Source organism: Pseudoalteromonas sp. SWYJ118, assembly GCF_015864505.1.
Lineage (GTDB): Bacteria > Pseudomonadota > Gammaproteobacteria > Enterobacterales > Alteromonadaceae > Pseudoalteromonas > Pseudoalteromonas arctica.
The window spans coordinates 48,682-68,973 of record NZ_JADYXC010000011.1 but is presented as its reverse complement, the minus strand read 5'-3'; the positions used below and the strand labels follow the sequence as shown (position 1 = coordinate 68,973).

At 39.5% G+C, this 20,292-nt stretch carries 17 protein-coding genes and 1 other RNA gene; 7 read left to right on the top strand and 11 right to left on the bottom strand.

Annotated elements, in window-relative coordinates:
• Positions 1-88: 88 nt before the first annotated feature.
• A complete protein-coding gene (locus I6F48_RS11995; protein WP_197119501.1) occupies positions 89-1,048 on the bottom strand; it encodes a hypothetical protein in 960 nt (319 codons plus the stop codon).
• Between the two features lie 118 nt (positions 1,049-1,166).
• Positions 1,167-1,619 (bottom strand): hypothetical protein, encoded by a 453-nt coding sequence (locus I6F48_RS11990; RefSeq protein ID WP_197119500.1) that lies wholly within the window; start codon positions 1,617-1,619, stop codon positions 1,167-1,169.
• A gap of 368 nt (positions 1,620-1,987) precedes the next feature.
• On the opposite strand from I6F48_RS11990, the gene I6F48_RS11985 reads away from it, so the two are divergent.
• The 5 genes from I6F48_RS11985 to I6F48_RS11965 all read left to right on the top strand — a co-directional run bounded on the left by I6F48_RS11985 (position 1,988) and on the right by I6F48_RS11965 (position 6,925).
• Positions 1,988-3,412, top strand: coding sequence for a sugar porter family MFS transporter (locus I6F48_RS11985; RefSeq protein WP_197119499.1), 1,425 nt, complete (start codon positions 1,988-1,990; stop codon positions 3,410-3,412).
• Positions 3,413-3,652: 240 nt separating this feature from the next.
• Positions 3,653-4,912 carry an OmpP1/FadL family transporter gene (locus tag I6F48_RS11980; RefSeq protein WP_197119498.1) on the top strand — a complete coding sequence of 420 codons (1,260 nt, stop codon included), beginning with the start codon at positions 3,653-3,655 and terminating at the stop codon, positions 4,910-4,912.
• A 3-nt stretch (positions 4,913-4,915) separates the two neighbouring features.
• Entirely contained in the window at positions 4,916-5,329 is a 414-nt protein-coding gene (locus I6F48_RS11975) for a YeeE/YedE family protein (RefSeq protein ID WP_165740903.1), read from the top strand.
• Positions 5,330-5,332: 3 nt separating this feature from the next.
• On the top strand, positions 5,333-5,734 hold the full coding sequence (locus tag I6F48_RS11970; protein ID WP_165740904.1) for a DUF6691 family protein: 402 nt from the start codon (positions 5,333-5,335) through the stop codon (positions 5,732-5,734).
• A 96-nt stretch (positions 5,735-5,830) separates the two neighbouring features.
• The gene (locus I6F48_RS11965) at positions 5,831-6,925 is read left to right on the top strand and encodes a mechanosensitive ion channel family protein (protein ID WP_197119497.1); all 1,095 of its coding nucleotides are present in this window, start codon (positions 5,831-5,833) and stop codon (positions 6,923-6,925) included.
• 33 nt (positions 6,926-6,958) lie between these two features.
• Here the strand turns inward: I6F48_RS11965 and I6F48_RS11960 are convergent, their stop codons facing one another.
• The 5 genes from I6F48_RS11960 to I6F48_RS11940 all read right to left on the bottom strand — a co-directional run bounded on the left by I6F48_RS11960 (position 6,959) and on the right by I6F48_RS11940 (position 13,153).
• A complete protein-coding gene (locus tag I6F48_RS11960) occupies positions 6,959-9,094 on the bottom strand; it encodes a TonB-dependent siderophore receptor (RefSeq protein ID WP_165728564.1) in 2,136 nt (711 codons plus the stop codon).
• Between the two features lie 219 nt (positions 9,095-9,313).
• A complete protein-coding gene (locus tag I6F48_RS11955; RefSeq protein ID WP_197119496.1) occupies positions 9,314-9,625 on the bottom strand; it encodes an EthD family reductase in 312 nt (103 codons plus the stop codon).
• Between the two features lie 592 nt (positions 9,626-10,217).
• Complete coding sequence (locus tag I6F48_RS11950) at positions 10,218-11,744, bottom strand: acetyl-CoA hydrolase/transferase family protein (RefSeq protein ID WP_197119495.1); 1,527 nt, start codon at positions 11,742-11,744, stop codon at positions 10,218-10,220.
• Between the two features lie 297 nt (positions 11,745-12,041).
• Positions 12,042-12,138: signal recognition particle sRNA small type (gene ffs / locus I6F48_RS11945), an RNA gene on the bottom strand.
• A 139-nt stretch (positions 12,139-12,277) separates the two neighbouring features.
• Positions 12,278-13,153, bottom strand: coding sequence for a DUF3014 domain-containing protein (locus tag I6F48_RS11940; protein WP_197119494.1), 876 nt, complete (start codon positions 13,151-13,153; stop codon positions 12,278-12,280).
• 239 nt (positions 13,154-13,392) lie between these two features.
• Here I6F48_RS11940 and I6F48_RS11935 point away from each other — a divergent pair, with 239 nt between their 5' ends.
• The gene (locus I6F48_RS11935) at positions 13,393-14,538 is read left to right on the top strand and encodes a patatin-like phospholipase family protein (RefSeq protein WP_197119493.1); all 1,146 of its coding nucleotides are present in this window, start codon (positions 13,393-13,395) and stop codon (positions 14,536-14,538) included.
• 15 nt (positions 14,539-14,553) lie between these two features.
• Here I6F48_RS11935 and I6F48_RS11930 read toward each other — a convergent pair whose 3' ends face one another.
• On the bottom strand, positions 14,554-16,527 hold the full coding sequence (locus I6F48_RS11930) for a monovalent cation:proton antiporter-2 (CPA2) family protein (RefSeq protein ID WP_197119492.1): 1,974 nt from the start codon (positions 16,525-16,527) through the stop codon (positions 14,554-14,556).
• A gap of 133 nt (positions 16,528-16,660) precedes the next feature.
• Between I6F48_RS11930 and I6F48_RS11925 the strand changes: the two genes are divergently transcribed.
• Positions 16,661-17,557 carry a GGDEF domain-containing protein gene (locus tag I6F48_RS11925; RefSeq protein WP_024590733.1) on the top strand — a complete coding sequence of 299 codons (897 nt, stop codon included), beginning with the start codon at positions 16,661-16,663 and terminating at the stop codon, positions 17,555-17,557.
• A gap of 29 nt (positions 17,558-17,586) precedes the next feature.
• Here the strand turns inward: I6F48_RS11925 and I6F48_RS11920 are convergent, their stop codons facing one another.
• The 3 genes from I6F48_RS11920 to accA form a co-directional block, all read right to left on the bottom strand.
• The gene (locus tag I6F48_RS11920; RefSeq protein WP_165728542.1) at positions 17,587-17,940 is read right to left on the bottom strand and encodes a hypothetical protein; all 354 of its coding nucleotides are present in this window, start codon (positions 17,938-17,940) and stop codon (positions 17,587-17,589) included.
• Positions 17,941-19,245 (bottom strand): tRNA lysidine(34) synthetase TilS, encoded by a 1,305-nt coding sequence (gene tilS / locus I6F48_RS11915; RefSeq protein WP_165728541.1) that lies wholly within the window; start codon positions 19,243-19,245, stop codon positions 17,941-17,943. It abuts the gene before it with no gap.
• Positions 19,246-19,327: 82 nt separating this feature from the next.
• Positions 19,328-20,284, bottom strand: a complete 957-nt coding sequence (gene accA, locus I6F48_RS11910) for an acetyl-CoA carboxylase carboxyl transferase subunit alpha (protein ID WP_197119491.1) — start codon at positions 20,282-20,284, stop codon at positions 19,328-19,330.
• Positions 20,285-20,292: the final 8 nt, after the last annotated feature.

Here is a 20,292-nt window from a genome sequence, read left to right as displayed (position 1 = left end):
GAAACTGGGGGGAGAATTTAGCACTATAAATAGTGGTAAAAATATTTTTATGCTAGTAATGAGTTAGCCTTAACAAGCTGACTAATTGTTAAACCGCGTTTTCACAAAAGCATGATAGGCACACACCTGATTCACTATCAATCAACTTCTCCTCACAACACTCGTCTTCACATATTTTACTTAAAAATGTTCCACTGTAATTACAAATACAGCACTCATAAGAACTATCAGTTCCTGTCAATTGATATGTCTCTGCACAACTGTGAATAAACTCATGATCCCAGAAATCCATTTGCAAAACGATTTGATAGCAACTTGGGCAATGAAATGATCTTTTCTTTTTATTATAGTTAAAGTAAAGCTTAACTTTTGCTGGTGATAATACTTCACTGACTGTTTTAAATTCATTTAGTATTCCGTTTAAAATATATGAATTCGCATTATCTTCTACCTTAAACATTTGTACTGAATTTACAGGAGTTTTTTCAAGATACTGTTTTCTAGATTCAAACCAATTATTCGAGTCAGAAAAGTAATGATAGGCAAATAATATAAACTCTAAAACTTCTAATGGCTTGACTACTAAAGATTTGTCTACCGTATGCATGACTTTATTTCTTATAACTCGAAGTTTTTCATACCATTGAACAAATTGATCAGTAAATCGAGTTTTACAAACGGTATCATGCACTTTCAGTAAATCTTGTGCATCAAGGGTTCTAAACAGAGAAAACTCAACATCTTTTTTATTACAACCTTTCGGCCAAGATTGAGGACTACCAGAAATTAATAAATAAGGGGAAACATCAACAATTTTGCCTTTAATATAGAATTCCACAGCTTGTTGTACTAAAGCTGTAGCACTAATTAATGTTTGTTTGGCTGACCCCCAATACCTTTCACTCTCAGCTGGATGCTCTGAATCATCAATTAGACCAACTATTTCTTCAAACTCGCTAATAAGTTCGATAACTGAATCCCAAGAGGAGTTTAGATAATCCGTAGCTGCATAAAAAAAATCGTCTTTTGTTGGGAAATTAAGAATCAAAACATATTCCTTTCTACTTAGCCCCATAAATTCGTTTTAAGTTGAAAAAATGGCTGGTTATAATCGTGAAGCGATGGCCGCTGTAACTTCTCAACTTAAAACCCTTGTTATAACTTTACTATAAATCTTTATCAGGATTATTCGGTTTTTCAGGATCTATAGGTCTATTTGTATTAGATGAAGATGTAGATACAGATTTTGCTATAGAAAAACCACCGACGGCACTTAATATTGGTAAACCAGCTTCAGGGCTAATAGTTTTTGTAAGAAGTAAAACTGCCAGCACAATTATTATGACTATTGATAGGATTATCTGGCCGTACTTTTCCCAGAAATCATTACGTTCTCTCAAAAAATTTTTGTAGCAATCTGATAGCTCTTGAATTGCTTTTTTACGCTCTTCGGGAGCTTTAGGATATCTTTTGCTGTTAAAAAAACACTCCCTAAAAAGGTATATCAGTTCTTCTTCAGAAAGTTTTTTACCGAATTTATAAATCGCAAAAACGGCACCAGCACCAGCTAAAATAAAAATGATTGACAGCCAAAAAGCTGAAGGTTCCAATAATTCCAAAATTCCTCCTTGAGTTATAGAAACTCTGTCTACGATATCTGTCGCTTTATAAGCCGACAAATGTACCTATATTATAATCAATTCACTTTAACCATCAAATAACCATCTGTAAACAATTACTTAACCTCATGTCAGTTTACGTAATTACAAAAATACACCAAAATAATAAAGAACAGTAATATTGGTAAACAGGCTCTGACCATACAGAGCATATTATTTATTGAATATTCAGTCTGTGTTATTTGAAAATCGGTTACCTAGTTTTAAAACTTTTAAACTAAAGCCTTTATACCTGCACAAATGTATTCAGCCATTACGCTTTACGATATTATGCTCCCTTAAATTTAATTTAACTTTCAGGGCATATAATGACAACGCACACACCGCCTACTCACTCAGCCAACACAGCTGAAAACACTTCTCTTTTGTACGTAATATTTATCTCTGCAGTGGCTGCTATTGGTGGCTTTTTATTTGGTTTTGACTCGGGCGTTATTAACGGCACGGTGTCGGCACTCGGTAATGCATTTAATTCTAGCAGTGTGGCTACGGGCTTTAACGTAGCGTCTGTGTTACTTGGTTGTGCCTTAGGTGCACTTGCTGCGGGGCCGCTGGCTGATAAGTTTGGCCGCCGTGCAATTATGATCATCACTGCGATTATTTTTGCCATTAGTGCGTTTGGGTCGGGCATTAGCGAAAGCTCTGCGGAGTTTATTTTTTATCGTTTATTTGGTGGTTTAGGGATTGGCGCAGCATCGGTATTAGCGCCAGCTTACATTGCTGAAGTTGCACCACCAGCACTACGTGGTCGTTTAGCGACATTACAACAACTCGCTATTGTACTGGGTTTATTTGCTGCGTTTTTAAGTAACTATTTAATAGCTGATGCAGCTGGCAGCGCGCAAAATATTTTAATGCTTGATATAGCCGCTTGGCGCTGGATGTTTTGGGCTGAGCTTGTGCCTGCTGTACTATTTTTAGTCGGTGTGTTGTTTATTCCGGAGTCGCCTCGTTATTTAGTGGCGCAAGGTAAAGTAAACGATGCCAAAACGGTGTTTAGCAAAATATCGAACGACAATGCAGATAAACAAATAAGCGATGTTAAACGCTCCTTGCATAGCGATACAAAACCAAGTATTCGCGATTTATTTATTGATGGCAGTAAAAAAGTACACCCTATTGTATGGGCAGGTGTTGCGCTGAGTGTGTTTCAGCAATTTGTAGGTATTAACGTGGTGTTTTATTACGGCTCTGAGCTTTGGCAAGCCGCTGGGTTTGATGAGTCGCAATCGTTATTTATAAATGTATTAGCGGGCACTACAAATATTGTATCGACCTTTATTGCCATTGCGTTAGTTGACAAAGTTGGCCGTAAACCACTGTTGCTAGTGGGCAGTATTGGCATGTTTATTAGTTTAAGTGCGCTTACTTATATATTTGGCAGCGCAGGCCTTGATGAAGCAGGCAAGCTTGCACTTAGCGATAACATGGGTACGTTTGCACTTATTATGGCTAACTTATTTGTGGTATTTTTTGGCTTAAGTTGGGGCCCAATTGTATGGGTATTATTAGGCGAAATGTTTAATAACCGTATTCGTGGTGCTGCCCTTGCCGTTGCTGCCAGTGCGCAGTGGATTGCTAACTTTGCAATCACCATGACTTTCCCTATTATGCTTGCCAATATAGGCCTTGCCGGTGCATACGGCTTTTATGCGTTATCGGCACTTATAAGCATCTTTTTTGTTGTTAAATACATTAAAGAAACGCGCGGTAAAACGCTCGAATCTATGTGATTTTTAAAAGCGGTGATATTAGTCGCCGCTTTGCCTTTATATAAAGCAGCGTTATCTAGGGTCTTATATGGACTCCCTGTATAAATAACCTAAAAGTTAAATAGCAATCTTTGCTCATTTATTTTAACTTTATAGCCAATGCTCTATTACCTTTTATTATAACTAATCTATTTAAATTCCTTTTTAGAATATCAAAAATTAGCTATTGTCCGCCCATTCCAACTTTATGTGTCTACTAAAATGAAAAAACAGTTAATATCAGGCTTAGCTTTAACGTGTGCTTTAGGTTCGTTCAGTGCATTTGCTACTAATGGGTATTTTACACACGGCTACGGCATGACCCACAAAGGCATGGCTGGCGCAGGTGTTGCCCTTTCAGAAGAGTTAATGTCTGGCGCTAATAATCCTGCTACTTTTTTGCCAAACGGAACAGAGCTATCTCTGGGCTTAGAGCTTTTTTCACCTGAACGAAAATATACTGCATCAAAAGTAGATACTTTTTACCCTGGCGCATTTTATCTTGAAGCAAAAACACAAAAAAGCGACAACACCGTATTTGCAATTCCAGAGTTTGCTATTGGCCATCAATTAAATGAAAAAGTAAATATTGGTTTATTAGTGTATGGCAACGGCGGTATGAATACCGAGTACGGCGCAGAATCCTCTCCTGAGGGGACTTTTTACGCTGGTACAACGGGCGTTGATTTAAAACAACTCTTTATTAGCCCAACAGTAAGCTATAAGTTGAATGAACAAACACGCCTTGGTGTTTCCCCTATTTACGTGGTGCAACAGTTTGAAGCGCAAGGGCTTGGAAACTTTGCTCCTTTTTCGCAATCACCAGAAGCGCTTACAAATAATGGCACCGATACAAGCACAGGCCTAGGCATTCAACTAGGTATTAGCCAAGATATAAATTCGTCATTAAGCTGGGGGGCAAGTTACCGCTCATCAGTGTCTATGCAAGAGTTTGATAGCTATAAAGGTTTGTTTGCAGAGCAAGGCGGGTTTGATCTGCCAAGTTCGTTTCAAATTGGTGCAGCTTATAAACTTACACCTAGTAATCAGGTGGTATTTGATTGGCAAAAAATAAATTACAGCGAAGTGAAAAGTATTTCAAACCCAGTCGATAACTTGATGTCAGCGCCTTTAGGGGCTAACGCAGGTGCTGGGTTTGGCTGGAACGATATGACTATTTATAAGCTTGGTTATCAGTGGCAGCGTACATCGCAACAAAAGATACGTTTTGGGGTGTCTTACACCGAGCAACCTATTCCTTCGTCGCAAGTTATATTAAATATTTTAGCGCCGGGCGTTCAAGAGTGGCATTTTACAACGGGCTTTAGCCATTCTTTTACCAACAAGGTACAATTAAACGCTATGGCTTTTTATTCGCCAGCTAAAAAAGTAACGGGTGCTAACTATTTAGCGCCAAATCAGCAAATATCAATCGAAATGAAACAAACCGGTTTAGGTGTTTCTATTGTTTGGGAAATTTAAAAAATGGTAACAGAATTCACCCCAGTATCGGCTGCAATAGGCGGTGCATTAATAGGTATAGCGTGTACGTTATTACTTGTTTTATACGGAAAAATTGCAGGTATATCGGGCATTGTTAAGTCTGTATTTGCTAAAGCAAATTCGGGCTCGCGTTGGCAGTTATACTTTATTTTAGGATTGTTGTTGGCAGGTGTAGCTGTAAGAGTATTTGCGCCTTCTTTATTAGAAGGCGAATTACAGTTGCCGCCTTGGCTTATTATTGTTGCGGGGCTTTTAGTTGGCGCTGGTACAACTTTAGCTAATGGGTGCACAAGTGGCCATGGTGTGTGCGGCATGTCGCGCTTTTCTACTCGCTCTTGGGTTGCAACATGCACATTTATGCTTGTCGCCTTCATTACAGCAAACCTTGTAGGATAAATAATGAAAGCAATTATGATGGTTGTTATAGGCTTTATATTTGGCTTAGGACTTATTATTAGCGGGATGACAAACCCCGCTAAAGTGATTAACTTTCTTACCTACGGGAACCAATGGGACGCAAGCTTAATTATAGTGATGGCTGTTGCCATGCTAATAATGATGCTTACATGGTTATGGGTTGCAAAAAAAGAGAAGCCACTTATTTCAGGCACATTTAATTTAAGTGATTTAAAAAAAGTTGATTCGCGCTTAATTATTGGCTCAGTACTTTTTGGTTTAGGATGGGGTTTAAGTGGCATATGCCCAGGCCCGGGCTTGGTTCAATTGGTATCTCTTAAAATGGAGTTTTTATTGTTTTTTGCAGCCGTGCTAGGCGGTATGTGGTTAGCCAAAAAAGTATAATATTTGCTGCCGACTAAACTCGGCAGCTACTTTACCCAAACAAAGGTACATAACTTGCTGCAATATATATAAAACTATATTGAACAGGTTTAAGTTATGCTAAATAAAGCGCTGGAATTTTCTAACAGCACACCTTGGTTAAGCGCAGCGTCCTCCCTTTTACTTATAGCTATACTACTGTTTTTAATTCGTTTTTTTGTAATGTACTGGCTAAAAAAATGGACTTCAAAAACCAAATTTATATTCGATACTTTACTAATAGAGTCAATATCTAAGCCGCTAACACTGTGCACAATTATTGTGCTACTCACCATTTTAGAGCACGACACCTTCATTATTAGTACTTCTATTTCTCAACAGATCCCTTTTAATAGCATTAATATTGTATTAGCGCTGCTTGCACTTATTATGTTTTTAGACCGCTTTATTATTGGCACTATTAATTACTATGGCGAACAATCTGCCGTGGTTTTTAATTCCAAAAGCATAATTAAAGGCGTGATACGCGTTACATTATCGTCAGTAGGATTACTGGTGTTAATGGGCACGTTAGGTATTTCTATTACGCCTATTATTGCCTCGTTAGGAATTACATCACTGGCTGTTGCCCTTGCTTTGCAACCTACCCTCGAAAACTTTTTTTCTGGCGTGCAGCTAGTAATAGATAAACCTATAAGGGTGGGTGATTTTATTGAGCTTGAATCTAAGGAGCAAGGCTTTGTTGATCATATAGGCTGGCGATCTACATGGGTTAAAATGCTACCCAACAATATGATTATTATACCTAATAGCCAATTATCTAAGTCGCGTATTATTAATTACTTTTACCCTGAAAAAGAGCTAAGCGTGCCTGTTGATATAAGCGTGCATTACGATTCAGATTTAGAATTTGTTGAGCAAGTAACACTTGAAGTGGCTCGTGAAATACTTATTTCACACGAATGGGGTGTTGATGATTACAATACCTTTGTGGTTTTTCATACCTTTGACAGATCAAGTATTAACTTTACGGTTATGCTGCGCGCAAAAGAATACTTTAATCGCTTTTGGGTTAAATCTGCTTTTATAAAAGCCCTGCATAAACGCTATAAAAAAGAAGGTATTGTAATCCCCTTCCCTATTACGGCTATTAACACGACTCAAGAAGCAGCTAAATTTAATAGTGATAAAAAGGTGCAAGGCAACACTTAAAAAAAGCGCGAGTAACTCTCGCGCTAATAAGTATTAAAACTTGTAAGTTATTTGCCCAATAATTTCACGAGGGCTGCCAGGAAAGTGGCCGTTCCGCTCACTAAACCCACTTACAGCATATTCTTTATCAAACAGATTATTAATATTTACACTCAATAACACGTTATCAAAGCGACTCGTCCAGCTCATATCAAATACGGTAAATGGTTTTACTTTTTGACCACTTGTACTAAGTTGCTCACTTACGTAATTTGCACCAAAGGCAATTGATGAATCAATCGAATCCAGTGCGTAGCGAGTCCATAAACCTGCCTGGTGGCGTGGTGCATTAGCAAAGCGCGAACCATCTCCAAATGTATTTGAAAGCGTATCACCCGTTACGCCGTCTACCACTTGCGTATCGTTGTACGCGTAGTTAGCCGTTACGGTCCAGTGCTGCGACAAATCGCCAACTAAAGTTGTTTCAAATCCTCGGCTTTCTACTTCACCTATATTTAAAAGTGCAGCAATGCCATCCCCCGCGCCAGTATCGTCAGGGTTGCTCATTACCACGTTTTCTTTATTAATTTGGTAAATTGCAAAGGTGCTCATTATTTTGCCGTCAAGCCATTGGTTTTTCATACCCAGTTCGGTTTGCTTGCCGGTTTCTGGTTCTAAATTACCTTCGCCCTCTACATCTTCTTGGTCGGCTGACGATGTAGGGTTAAAGCTCTCTGAGTAGTTAATATATACCGATGTGTTTTCTACTGGCTGATAAGTAACAGCAACGCGCGGCGTTATGTCGTTATCTGAGTAACTAAAACCAGTTTCTTGATTAAACTCTTTAAAATGGTCATAGCGCAAACCTGCAATAATTGTCCACTGCTCGCCTACGCTAATTACGTCTTGTGCATACACACCAAATCGGTCGGTATCAACGCCATCGCGGTTCATGTCGGTAAGGTTATAAGTGCTTGGGTCGGTTTCACCGTAGTTTAAATTAAAAATATTTAAATTAGCGACGCCATCGGCCTCATATCGGGCACGTAAGTAGTCATATTCGGTATCAACGGTGTGGTAATCACCACCAAATAAAAACTGATGGGTTAATTGTCCTTGTCCAAAGTTATAAACAAAGTCGGTGGTTAAGCTTGCTTCTTTATTGGCACGAAATTGCTTACGGTATTCTCGTTTGATGGTTTCGTCATCAATGTTTGCTTCGCCATCACCATTTACATCTACCCAGCTTTGCGACTCATGGTAGGCTTGGTCTCGCTCGTTATCCATGTAGCGAAACGTAGTACTTAAAGAAAAATCATCATTAAAATAATGGCTAAGTTCTGCTTGAAGCACCAAAGCTTCCATATTTTGATAATCAACCGCTTCATTAGCGTTATAACTTGGGTCAACTAAAAAGTTGCCGTTGTCATCTACCGGTACGCCCCGTAAGCGGTTACCGCCCAGGTCTTGTTTTATGTAGTCAACACTTGTGGTTAAGGTTGTTGAATCACTTAAATCAAATAACAATCCGCCTGTTAGCTCGGTATTAGCTGAGTCTGCATTGTTACGAAAGCTGTCTTGCTCTTCATAATAACCACCCAATCTATAAGCCATTGTATCGTTTAAACCACCCGTCATATCGAGTGATGCACCACGGGTGTTGTAATTACCCAAAGTAAGCTTTAATTCGCGTTTTTGTGTGTAGCTTGGCTTTTTAGTTACGTAATTAATCATCCCACCAGGTTCGCCACCGCCATACAAAGCAGAGGCAGGCCCTTTTAATACTTCAACACGTTCTACATTAAATAACTGCGGTACACCAAAGCCCGAATATGGGTCGCCACGCACACCATCGTAAAATACATTTGCGTCATCTCTAAAACCACGAAAAGTTACGCCTGAGTAGCTATATTCGCTCACTCCCGCAATAGATCGGTACAAATCGGTAATGTCACGCGCTGCTTGGTCAATAATAAGTTGCTCGGTTAATACCTGCGCAGATTGCGGAAGCTTAATAAGATCTAAATTAGTTTTAGTCCCAATTTTACTTTCGGTTTCTAGGTAAAATTGCTGGGCACGGCCAGTTACTTCAATAGTTTCAATGTCGTCGTTTTGTTGTGAAAAAGCTATATTAGAAAAAACAGATAAAGACGCAGCAATACTTAATGCCAAATAATTAGGGTTAAACATGATAATTCCTGGGAGAAGTGTAGATAGCCAACAACCTAAATGATAACTTTTATCATTTTCATAATCAACACAAGGGCGGGTTTAATACATCTAAATATTAGAACTAATATTACTTAAAACAGAGCGCTAGCCCTTTTATTGCAGTTAAAATAAAACCCCTACTGCACTAAATGCGGTAGGGGTTATTAAGTAGTTCTTAAATTAGTTTTAGCGTGTAATTTACCCAGCAATATTGCTAATTTGAATTACTGGAGACACGTTAGTAAAGTTAACTAAATCAGCGGCTATTGCCTCTTGATGAGGTGCAAAGGCTTGCTGAAAAGATTCTACCGATTCAAACACTAAATGCCCCATAGCAATATAAGTTGGCGCTTCGCCCGGTGCGCCACCTGCTAAACCTGCATCTGCACTACTTGATATAAGCGCTTTACCAACTAACTCTGCAACTAGGGGTAAATGTGTTTTACAGTAGTAGTCCATATCGAAAGTAGCAATTTCATTATTTGGGTATAATACGCTTACTTTAATCATTACATTCTCTCTTTTATTTACTAAAAAATTTAAAGCGTCTTTTGAAACAGTATGAATCATACATAAGTAAAAAGCGCATAAGTGAGCAGTCGCTCAATTATGTAGCATTCATGCTCATAGCGCCAGTAATTTGATTGCAGTGCTTATTTTAATTAAGGTGATACTTCGCTAATTTACTTAAGTGCGGGTCGTTTTTTTAAAAGGTTTGGGCGGCAAAGACTCTACAAAGTTAACGCACGTATTTACCCAATATGCTAAATCAGAATCAGACTCAAAACCTTCAGGCAAAATATAAACCAAGCCCTTAACTGGTTTTACTGTAAGGTCGCTCTTCTAATCCTCTGTCAAACGCCATTTAGTGCCTATATTTTTAATAAGCACATTACACACTTAATAACGGTAATAGCACTTAAACCTAAGTGAATAAAATAATAAAAGGTGGTTGGGAAAGGTATACAAAGAGTAGGTATAAAATTATTTTGGACTTACAGTTTATATCAAACCGCACTAATCAAAGCTGATTGAGCTGACACTAGTGCGGTTCAAAAGTAAGTATAAAACTAACTAATTCAATTTTAATAAACCAAAATGCTTATGCAGACAGTTGCACTTGAGCATCTGCTGCAGATACTTTTTTCATGCTGCCTTGTTGTTCAAGACGAATATGCCAGCTAAACGCTTCTTCAAGTAAATGAGGGGTGTGCCCACCACGCTCACAAGCGCGATTGTAGTAATCTAACATATCGTCACGGTAATCTGGGTGCACGCAGTGCTTAATGACTTGTATTGCTCGCTCACGCGGCGCTAAACCGCGTAAATCAGCTAAGCCTTGCTCAGTTACTAAAATATCAACATCGTGTTCGTTATGATCAACATGACTGGCCATAGGCACTACGCTTGAAATAGCGCCATTTTTAGCAATCGATTTAGTCACAAATATTGCTAAATGAGCATTACGAGCAAAATCACCCGAGCCACCAATACCATTCATCATCCGTGTGCCACAAACATGTGTTGAATTTACATTGCCATACATATCAAACTCAAGTGCAGTATTAATGGCAATAATACCTAAACGGCGGACTATTTCAGGGTGGTTCGAAATTTCTTGAGGGCGTAACACTAGCTTGTCTTTGTATTGTTCTAAATTATTAAATACTTGCGCGTTACAACGCTCAGACAACACAATTGAGCTGCCCGATGCAAAACTAAGCTTACCTGCATCAATTAGGTCAAACGTCGAATCTTGTAATACTTCAGAGTACATTGTTAGGTCTTTAAAGTCAGAGTCGAGTAGTCCCATCATCACTGCATTAGCAATGTTACCAATGCCTGCTTGTAGCGGACCTAAATTAGCTGGCAATTTATTTTGAGCCACTTCGTCTTTAAAAAAGTTAACTAAATGGCGCGCAATAGCGGCGGTGTCTTCATCAGGGTCGGTAACGGTAGAAAACGAGTCGCTTTGGTTAGTAAAAACAATACCAACAATTTTTGCAGGATCGATAGGAATAGCAGTGCTACCAATTCGGTCATCCACTTTAACTAACGGCATTGGTTGGCGAGTAGGACGATACGAAGGAATATATATGTCATGCAAACCTTCAAGATTCGGGTTATGCAGCATATTAATTTCAACAATGACTTCTTTGGCAAAAATAGCAAAACTGGCTGAATTACCAACCGATGTAGTCGGCACAATATGCCCTTTTTCGGTAATGGCAACGGCTTCAATAACAGCCACATCAGGCATGGTTAATTGATGGTTACGTAAATGCTCAACTGTTTCAGATAAATGCTGATCAATAAACATTACTTCACCGTTATTAATCGCTTTACGTAAAGTGCTGTCTACTTGAAAAGGCATACGACGCGCTAAAATGCCCGCTTCTGTTAATAGCTTGTCGAGATCATTACCTAATGACGCACCCGTCATTAAATTTATTTTGATTGGATTTTTTTTGACTTGCTCAATTAATGCTCTGGGTACTGCTTTAGCTTCTCCGGCGCGAGTGAAACCACTCATCCCTACAGTCATTCCATCTTTAATAAATTGGCTTGCTTGTTCTGCCGGCATCACCTTGTCGTGCAGGTTACTATTGCGAATACGTTCCAAGTGCATACTGAGCTCCTCTCTAAATTTGACATTATTCTAATCCTAACTTCGTACTACACAATCTAGACTTAAGTCGTATTTACGAACCGAGGATGAGCAACATGTTTAAAAGGGAGGCTAATTTACTTTTAATTAATACTATCATGTAGTTATTAGTAATATTTTTAACAAAAATGACATAACAATCTATAAAGTAATTTATAAAGTAATCTATAAATAAATAGTATTATTTAATTAGAGGAATTCTTTTTGAGGAATTAAGTTTATTAGTTCAAACACCCAAATGAGGAATTTGGGTGGCAGTCTTACCAGCCACATCTCGGCACACACGTCACAAACTGTGGCTGCTCCCTTCCGGGCCTGACCAGGTTCGCCTGCTAGTGTTGCGAGAGGACCAATAAGACTACCATTGAGGGCCTTGGTTGGCGCGGGAGGGATTATCTCTACTTTTGCTCTGTTATTCAAGGGATAATCTAAAAAGAAAGTGCGATTGCATACTTCATATACAATCGCGGCGTATTTAGCTATTTTAGTGCGTATTAATTGTTCTCTAACTGCGCTTTTATATTACGTAATGCTGCTTTTACTTTTTTCATGTTTTCTGGACCCATACGTAAAAGCTGCTTTTGTGCATCTGGTAATTGCTCCCACTCCGAAAACGCATACTGGTAAGTTACTGAATCACGAAGTAACGGCAAGTCACCTTCAGGCTCTGGCGTATCAAGTAATAAATCGATTGCATCGGTTAGCGTTTGATTAAATTCGTCATCGCCGTAACCAATTTCACTGTATGCATTATTAATAAGTGGCTTGTACTCTTCGTACATGCGAACGGCTTGCGCTGCACTCATACTGGTAAATATTTTCACATACGGTGTATAACGCTCGTAGCTGTTAGGGTTAATAGTTAAGATATCACCTTCATTCACGCTAAATTTTTCTTCTGGCTGTACAACAGGCATGTGTTTTTTAGCTATTTTTCCTTTTGCTAAGTTATCTACATATACCACACCACGACGAATAACATCGTCGGTCACCATTAAGCTCATTACTGAGTCGCTTAGGTACTCGTCCATTTTAGCAACAACAACTGCATCACTTTCGTTAAGCGTTGGTAGTGGCTCTACTTCTGGCACAGGCTCACTTGGACTTTGTGCTGGTACTTCAAGCTCTGCTGGCTTTTCTGGATTTACAGACGGCGCATCTACCACGGGGTCGTTCTCGGGTTTAAGCTCCATCATAGGTTGTTCTTTAACTGTGGGCTCTACCTCAGTGCGTGTTGCTTGCTCGTCACTGGGTGTTAGCAATACGAAGGCGGCCGCACATGCTACGACTATTAAAATAATAACGGCGAAAATAATATTGTTATTAGGTGGACGTTTTTGAACATCTGATGCTTCTGGTTTATCTGACATACGAACTCCATAAAAATTAAAATGCGATATCACTTAGAGTACGCTAAGTGGATTAAATTCATTCTTACACAAATACTATTACATTTTATAATACGGCAATTATAGCAAAGTAAGTTAAGTACTAAATTGGGTGATTAAACAATGTAATAAGTATTAGGGCAGTTATCCTTTGATTCTTCTAGCTTAAAGACTTACAGTTAATAAATAAAGTAAAGACGTAGAACAGTTTAACCACCAATATGAAAATCAAGCAAGTCGATCCAGAAAAACCAAAAATTGCCTTATTACTCACAGGTGGTGGCGCACGTGCTGCTTATCAAGTGGGTGTCCTTAAAGCGCTAGCTCATAGTATGCCTCGTACTGCTCCATTGCCATTTAGAGTAATAAATGGCACCTCTGCTGGGGCTATTAACTCAGCTGCGTTAGCATGTTACGCCTCCTGTGCGCATTTGGCTGTACGAAAGCTTGAATCAGTTTGGAAAAACTTTTCAACCTCTATGGTCTATAAAAGTGATTTTTTAAGCGTATTTGGTCATATTGCGCGTAATATTTTAACGAGCTTTCAGTCAGAACATATTAACCATCCACCAGCGAGCTTGCTAAACAACCGCCCTCTGCGTGGTTTATTAAACGAAATTTTAGATTTACACCGCATTGAGCGCAATTTACATCGTAATTATTTAGATGCGCTGTCTATTACGGCTTCTAGTTATACCACGGGCGACTCTGTTGCGTTTTTTCAATCAAATACACAAACATCATGGCAACGCGCTAAACGCGAAGGCCAAGCTACGCGTATTAACGTTGAGCATTTAATGGCATCGAGTGCCATCCCTATGGTGTTTCCAAGTGTAAATATTTATAACCATTACTTTGGGGATGGCTCTATACATCAACTTTCTCCGCTGAGTCCGTCGATTCATTTAGGCGCTGAAAAAATATTTATTATTGGGGTCGACCAACCCAAAGAATTACACCCACCGGGTTACTCGCCACATTATCCGGGTCTATCTGCTGTTGCAGGGCATTTACTCGATAGCGTATTTACCGACACAATGCAGTCTGATTTGGAGCGTTTGGAACGTGTTAATCGCACTTTAGGACTATTACCTGCACGCGATAAACACCAAGAGCTAAAACAAATTGATACCTTTGTTATTAACCCTTCGCAAAACTTTAATGCTATTGCTGCGCAGTATTACGACGATATGCCGTGGGCGATTAAAGTATTGCTGCGTACAATCGGTGTTAAAAAACATTCGCAATCGAGTTTAACCAGTTACCTATTGTTTGAAAAACGCTACACCCAGCACTTAATGCAAATTGGCTATGAAGATGGCATGGCGCAGTTGCCTAAAATGCGTGAGTTTTTAGAGTTAGATTAAGCCCAAACAGGCACGTTACTCTATTCCGTCGAGCAGGTAGTGCTCTACCCGCTCTACTCGCCTTGGTTTACCTTGTAGTACTAAAACGTCGTTAGCTAACAAGATTGTTTGCGCTGATGGCGTGTCTATTTCGGCTCCTTCTCTGCGAAGTGCTTTTACGAGTACTCGCCGCTTTTCTAAATTAAGATCTTCAATTGTTTTACTCACGGCATAAGCTTGCTGAGGTAGCGCAACAACGTGTAAATATTCTAATCGGTCGGTTGAGGCATCTTCGCTATCTTTAAAATACCCTGCGTAAAAGCTTTGCATTAGCGGGTAACGGTTTCGACGCTCTTTACTCACTCGGCGCACAATACGTGTCATGGGTACGCCCGACATAGACAACACATGCGACACGAGCATTAAGCTCGCCTCTAACGACTCGGGCACTACTTCGGTTACGCCTAGCCCTTTTAAATAATCTAACTGGCTATCGTCACGGGTACGAATGAGTATTTTAACGTTGGGCGCTATTTGTTTTATGGCATCAATAACAACTTGTGCGTGATCAAGCTCTGTAAAAGTAATAATAACCAAGCGAGCTCGCTCTACTCCTGCGCATTTTAAAATATCTTTTTGTTTAACATAGCCAAATATAACAGGCTCACCCGCCGCTTTGCCTTCTTGTACTAAAATTGGGTTACTTTCAATGGCAACGTAGTCTATTGCTTCGGGCTTTAAAAAACGCGCTATAGTTTGCCCAACTCGCGAAAAACCACAAATAACAACATGGTCGCTATAAAGTGTACTACTTTGTGGCTCACTCTCCAGCGCTAAACTAGGGAGATCGAGTATACCCAAACGCTTTAAAATAAATGGCGTTTTATCAATCAAAAATGGTGTAAATGCCATTGATAACACACCAAGGGCAATTAAAAATGAAACTTGCTCTGAGTTTAATAACTGATGCTGGCCAGCAAGTGCGATAAGTACAAAACCAAACTCCCCCATTTGCCACAGCATGATGCCACAGGCGAGTGAATCTTGGTTTCGTTCATGCATTAGCCGCGCACTAAGTGCTACTACTGTAATTTTTAATCCGAGTAAACCAAGCAATGCGCCAATAATTATTACTATATGCGCCAGTACAAATAAAATATCTAACTGCATACCCACAGTGACAAAAAACAGCCCCATTAAAATATCGCGAAATGGACGTATATCGGCCTCTAACTGATGCCTGTAATGGCTCTCACCTAACATCATTCCCGCTAAAAAAGCGCCCAATGCCATAGACAAGCCAAACATATACGTTAAAAAGCCCGCAAATAACGCTACTAATATAGTGGTAAGCACAAATAACTCATCGGTTCGTACTTGCGCTATTTCTTTAAACACAATGGGCAATACCCATTTACCAATTGCCCAAAGAAGCACGTATACAAATGCGCCCTTACTTAGGGCAAACGCTAAAGCCCAGCCAATACTTTGAGAGTCGCTTGATGCAAATAAAGGAAGTATTATTAATAGAGGAACAACAGCAATATCTTGAAAAAGCAGTACACCAACGGCCAATTGCCCACGGCGCTGATTAAGCTCACCCGTTTCTTTTAATAGCTTAACCACTACAGCCGTAGAAGAAAGCGCCATAATTGTACCAATGGTAAAACTGGTGAGCAGGGAAAAGTCTAAACAATATAAAATAATAATGAAGAGTAAGCTGGTTATACCTACTTGTAACGAGCCCAGCCCAAATACTAGGCTTCGCATTGCCATTAGCCGCGAAATAGAAAATTCTAACCCCAAACTAAATAACAAAAACACAATCCCAAGCTCTGCTACAAACTCTATTTCATGAGATTGCGCTAGCCAACCAATACCATGACTACCGGCTAAAACCCCCGTTGCTAGGTACGCCAAAATAGGCGGCAAGCCAATGCGTTTAAAAAACCACACAAAAAGAACTGCTGCCACTAGCAAGCCAAAAATTTGAACGTTAATACTCTGCAAATTCGGCCTCACGCGTCAATTAAACCAAGGGACTTACTTTAAATATAGCAACCTTCTGTTTTTCAGCCAGTTTTAAAATATGGCACAAAAATCGCTTAGTAATTGCAAAGTAACACCCTCGGGGGAGAATTTAATGGAAAACGTCCATATTTTGACGCAGCGTGTGTCTGGTCGCGGTGATTTTTTGCCGTTTTCGGCTGAACATTCGCCAACAAATGAAATAACAGAAACACATAAACTCGTTACAGAGCTACAAACTAGCTTAGTGATTGAGGATGTTTTAGCTATATACGCAAAATTTACAAAACAATTGTTAAATTTCTCTGGTTTACAGTTTCAGTCAACACTGGGAACTACACAAACATCACAGAGTGATACAAATAGTACACCCTATATTTTTGATTTGGCGATTGGTAAAGAACACTTAGGGCAACTAATTTATTTTAGTAAATTCCCGCTTGGTCAAGCCATTGAGAAAAAGCTACATACTTTGCATACTGCGCTGGTTTATCCACTTCGTAATGCGATGATGTATAGCCGAGTATTAAAGCTTGCCACAAAGGATGCATTAACCGGCTTAAATAACCGTAGTCAGTTTAATGACTTTTTACTGCAAAAACTTGAAAACTGCCGTCGTTACCAGCGTCCATTTAGTTTAATGCTGCTTGATTTAGATAACTTTAAACAAGTTAACGACAACTTTGGCCATAAAATTGGTGACGATACACTTAAAGAGTTTTCAAAAGTACTGTGTAGCAGCATACGCGGCACTGATTCGGTATTTAGATTTGGTGGTGATGAGTTTGCTTTACTTATTGAAGACCCTGAGTTTACAACGAATAAAGTGATTGCTGAGCGGATAATGTGCTTAGTAAGAAAATCGCCCCTAATGTCTAAGTATAAAGTAACAACCAGTATTGGTTTTACTTTAGCTAACAGCCAAGACAGCGAAACTGAAATATTTGCTCGCGCCGATAAAGGTTTATACAAAGCAAAAGCATCTGGCAGAAACTGCGCAAAAGCATATTAGTCTTTACTTAACTGCATTAAATAAAAAGCCTAGCTTCCCCCGCTAGGCTTTGCACTTACCAAATTATAAATAAACAACGCGGCACAAAAACCAAAAAAGAATCCGCTAATTAAATTAAGTAATGCAGTAATAGTAGCAAGCGGTGTAAATAATACTAAAAGCAGTGGCAGGCTCACGCCTAAAATAAAAAACAATCCACCTTTACCTAACCAATAAGCTAATAAAAGCACTGCAGATACAATTCCACCCGCAACTGCATAACCTAGCGTAACTATATTTAGCTCAAGTAAAATATTAGCAATAATAGCTATAACGGCCGTTATTAGCATACCCACTGGCGCTTTAGTAACTAACGACAAACCAACATGCGGCTGTTTACTCATTTATTTACACTCCCAAAAAATACCATTTTCATCAATATGCTTAGCACTTATAAAATAACCAACCACTTGAACTAATTCATCATTATAAAAAATAAGCGGCACACTGGCGCGAAGCCAGGGCGCTATTTTTGCATCTTTAAACCAATGCTTAACTGTATTACTACCAGGCTTTTTAAGTGGTTTAATGCGTGCGCTATTGCAATCAAAACGCACTATTACTTGCTCATTAGCGTGTGGAGGTCTTACTCCACAACCGGTGCTTTTAATTAATAAGCGCCCGTCTGCCAGTTTTAGCTGTGAATGATTCAGCTCAATATCTGTTAACACTTCACTTGGTGTTACAAAATACAAATAACCTTGATGACGACGTATTTGCCCATCGAGCAAATCAATACGCATTTGTGCATCGTTTTTTGCGCACATTGCTTGATTAATAATTTGCTCGAGCTGCTTTTGCGATGGCATCACTTGTGTAAATAGTGCAAGCCACGCACGTACTATATTTGCAATGCGCGCTGCGCTGTATTCGCTTATCTGGCCAATGCAAAGTGCTTGATGCTCGTTAATACACTTATTTAAATCAAGCTGAGTATATTCATCAAGTAATGTTTGTTGCTGCTGTAGTAGCTCAATACTTCGTGCAGTGCATTGTTCAAACCCATTAAAGCGCTCAGCTAACACAGGTACTATTTTCGATCGTAAAAAATTACGGTCAAAGCTTTCATCTGTATTAGAGTCATCGGTTATGTGGTTAATATTAAACTGCGCTGCAAACGCTTCTATATCGCTGCGCGTTACACTTAACAATGGTCTAAAACATATACGCCCACTTTGCAGCAAGCGCTCTTTATACATAGAACCAAGCCCTTTTAAACCTGAGCCACGCTTTAAGCGCAGTAAAAACGTTTCTACTTGATCGTTTAAGTGTTGGCCCAGTAAAATAATACTGTCTTGTGGGCTTAGCTCATCAAGTGCTTTATAACGGGCGTCGCGTGCTTGGGCTTCAAGACTCGTGCGCGACTGCTGCTCAATTACAACTTTCGCAGCTTCAAAAGGCACATTAAGCTCAATGCATACGTTTTTGCAAAAGTGTTGCCAGTCATCAGCATACTGGCTCAAGCCATGGTGGACATAAATAGCCGATACATTAATTGCAGGGTTATCTTCTTTTAAAGTGCGCATTAAATGCAACAACACCACAGAATCAACGCCACCAGAAAGCGCCACTGTAAAAGCGGTGTTACCTTGCTCAATATAGCTATTTAATGATTTTTTTAATTGCTGATAAATTGCTGATGTATGCATATGGGCGCACTTTTATATAAAAACTCTGAACATTTTAAAGCAAAAAAGCCGCATAAGCGGCTTTTTTTAACATTTAATGTGTTTAGCAATAACCAAACGACATTAAACGTTTGTAACGTTGATCAAGCATTTCTTCAAGCGTAAGCGCTTGTAGGTCTGCTAAGTCACGTTTAAGGCGAACTTTTAAGTTACGTGCCATCGCATCGTAATTGCGGTGCGCGCCGCCTAGAGGTTCATCAATTAAGTTACTGATTAAATCTAGTTCTTTAACTCGCTCTGCGGTTACACCCATTGCTTCTGCTGCAAGTGGGGCTTTGTCGGCGCTTTTCCAAAGAATAGACGCACAACCTTCAGGCGAAATTACAGAGTAAGTACTGTATTGCAACATGTTAACTCTGTCGCCAACACCAATCGCTAATGCACCACCTGAACCGCCCTCGCCAATAACTGTACATATTGTCGGCACTTTAAGTGTCGCCATTACTTTTAAGTTACGTGCGATTGCTTCAGATTGGCCACGTTCTTCAGCGCCAACACCTGGGTATGCACCCGGTGTGTCGATAAAGGTCATGATTGGCATTTTAAAACGCTCAGCCATTTCCATTAAGCGTAATGCTTTACGGTAACCTTCTGGCTTTGGCATACCAAAGTTGCGTTTAATTTTTTCAGCCGTGTCACGGCCTTTTTGTTGGCCAATAACCATTACCGGTTCGCCATCTAAGCGCGCAATACCACCTAAAATAGCCGGATCGTTGGCAAATGTACGATCGCCAGAAAACTCGTCAAATTCCGTGAAAATGCGCTCGATATAATCTCGAGTGTAAGGACGCAACGGATGACGTGCTAACTGTGATACTTGCCAGGCGCCTAAATTAGAAAAAATCTCCTGTTTTTGCTTGGCGCTTTTTTCTTTTAATTTGCTGACTTCCTCTTCTAACTCAAGGTCTAATTCGCCAGCGCGGCTTATATTTTGTAATTCTTCAATTTTTGCTTCTAATTCTGCAATTGGAAGCTCAAAATCAAGATAATTGAGGCTCATGCTCTAAA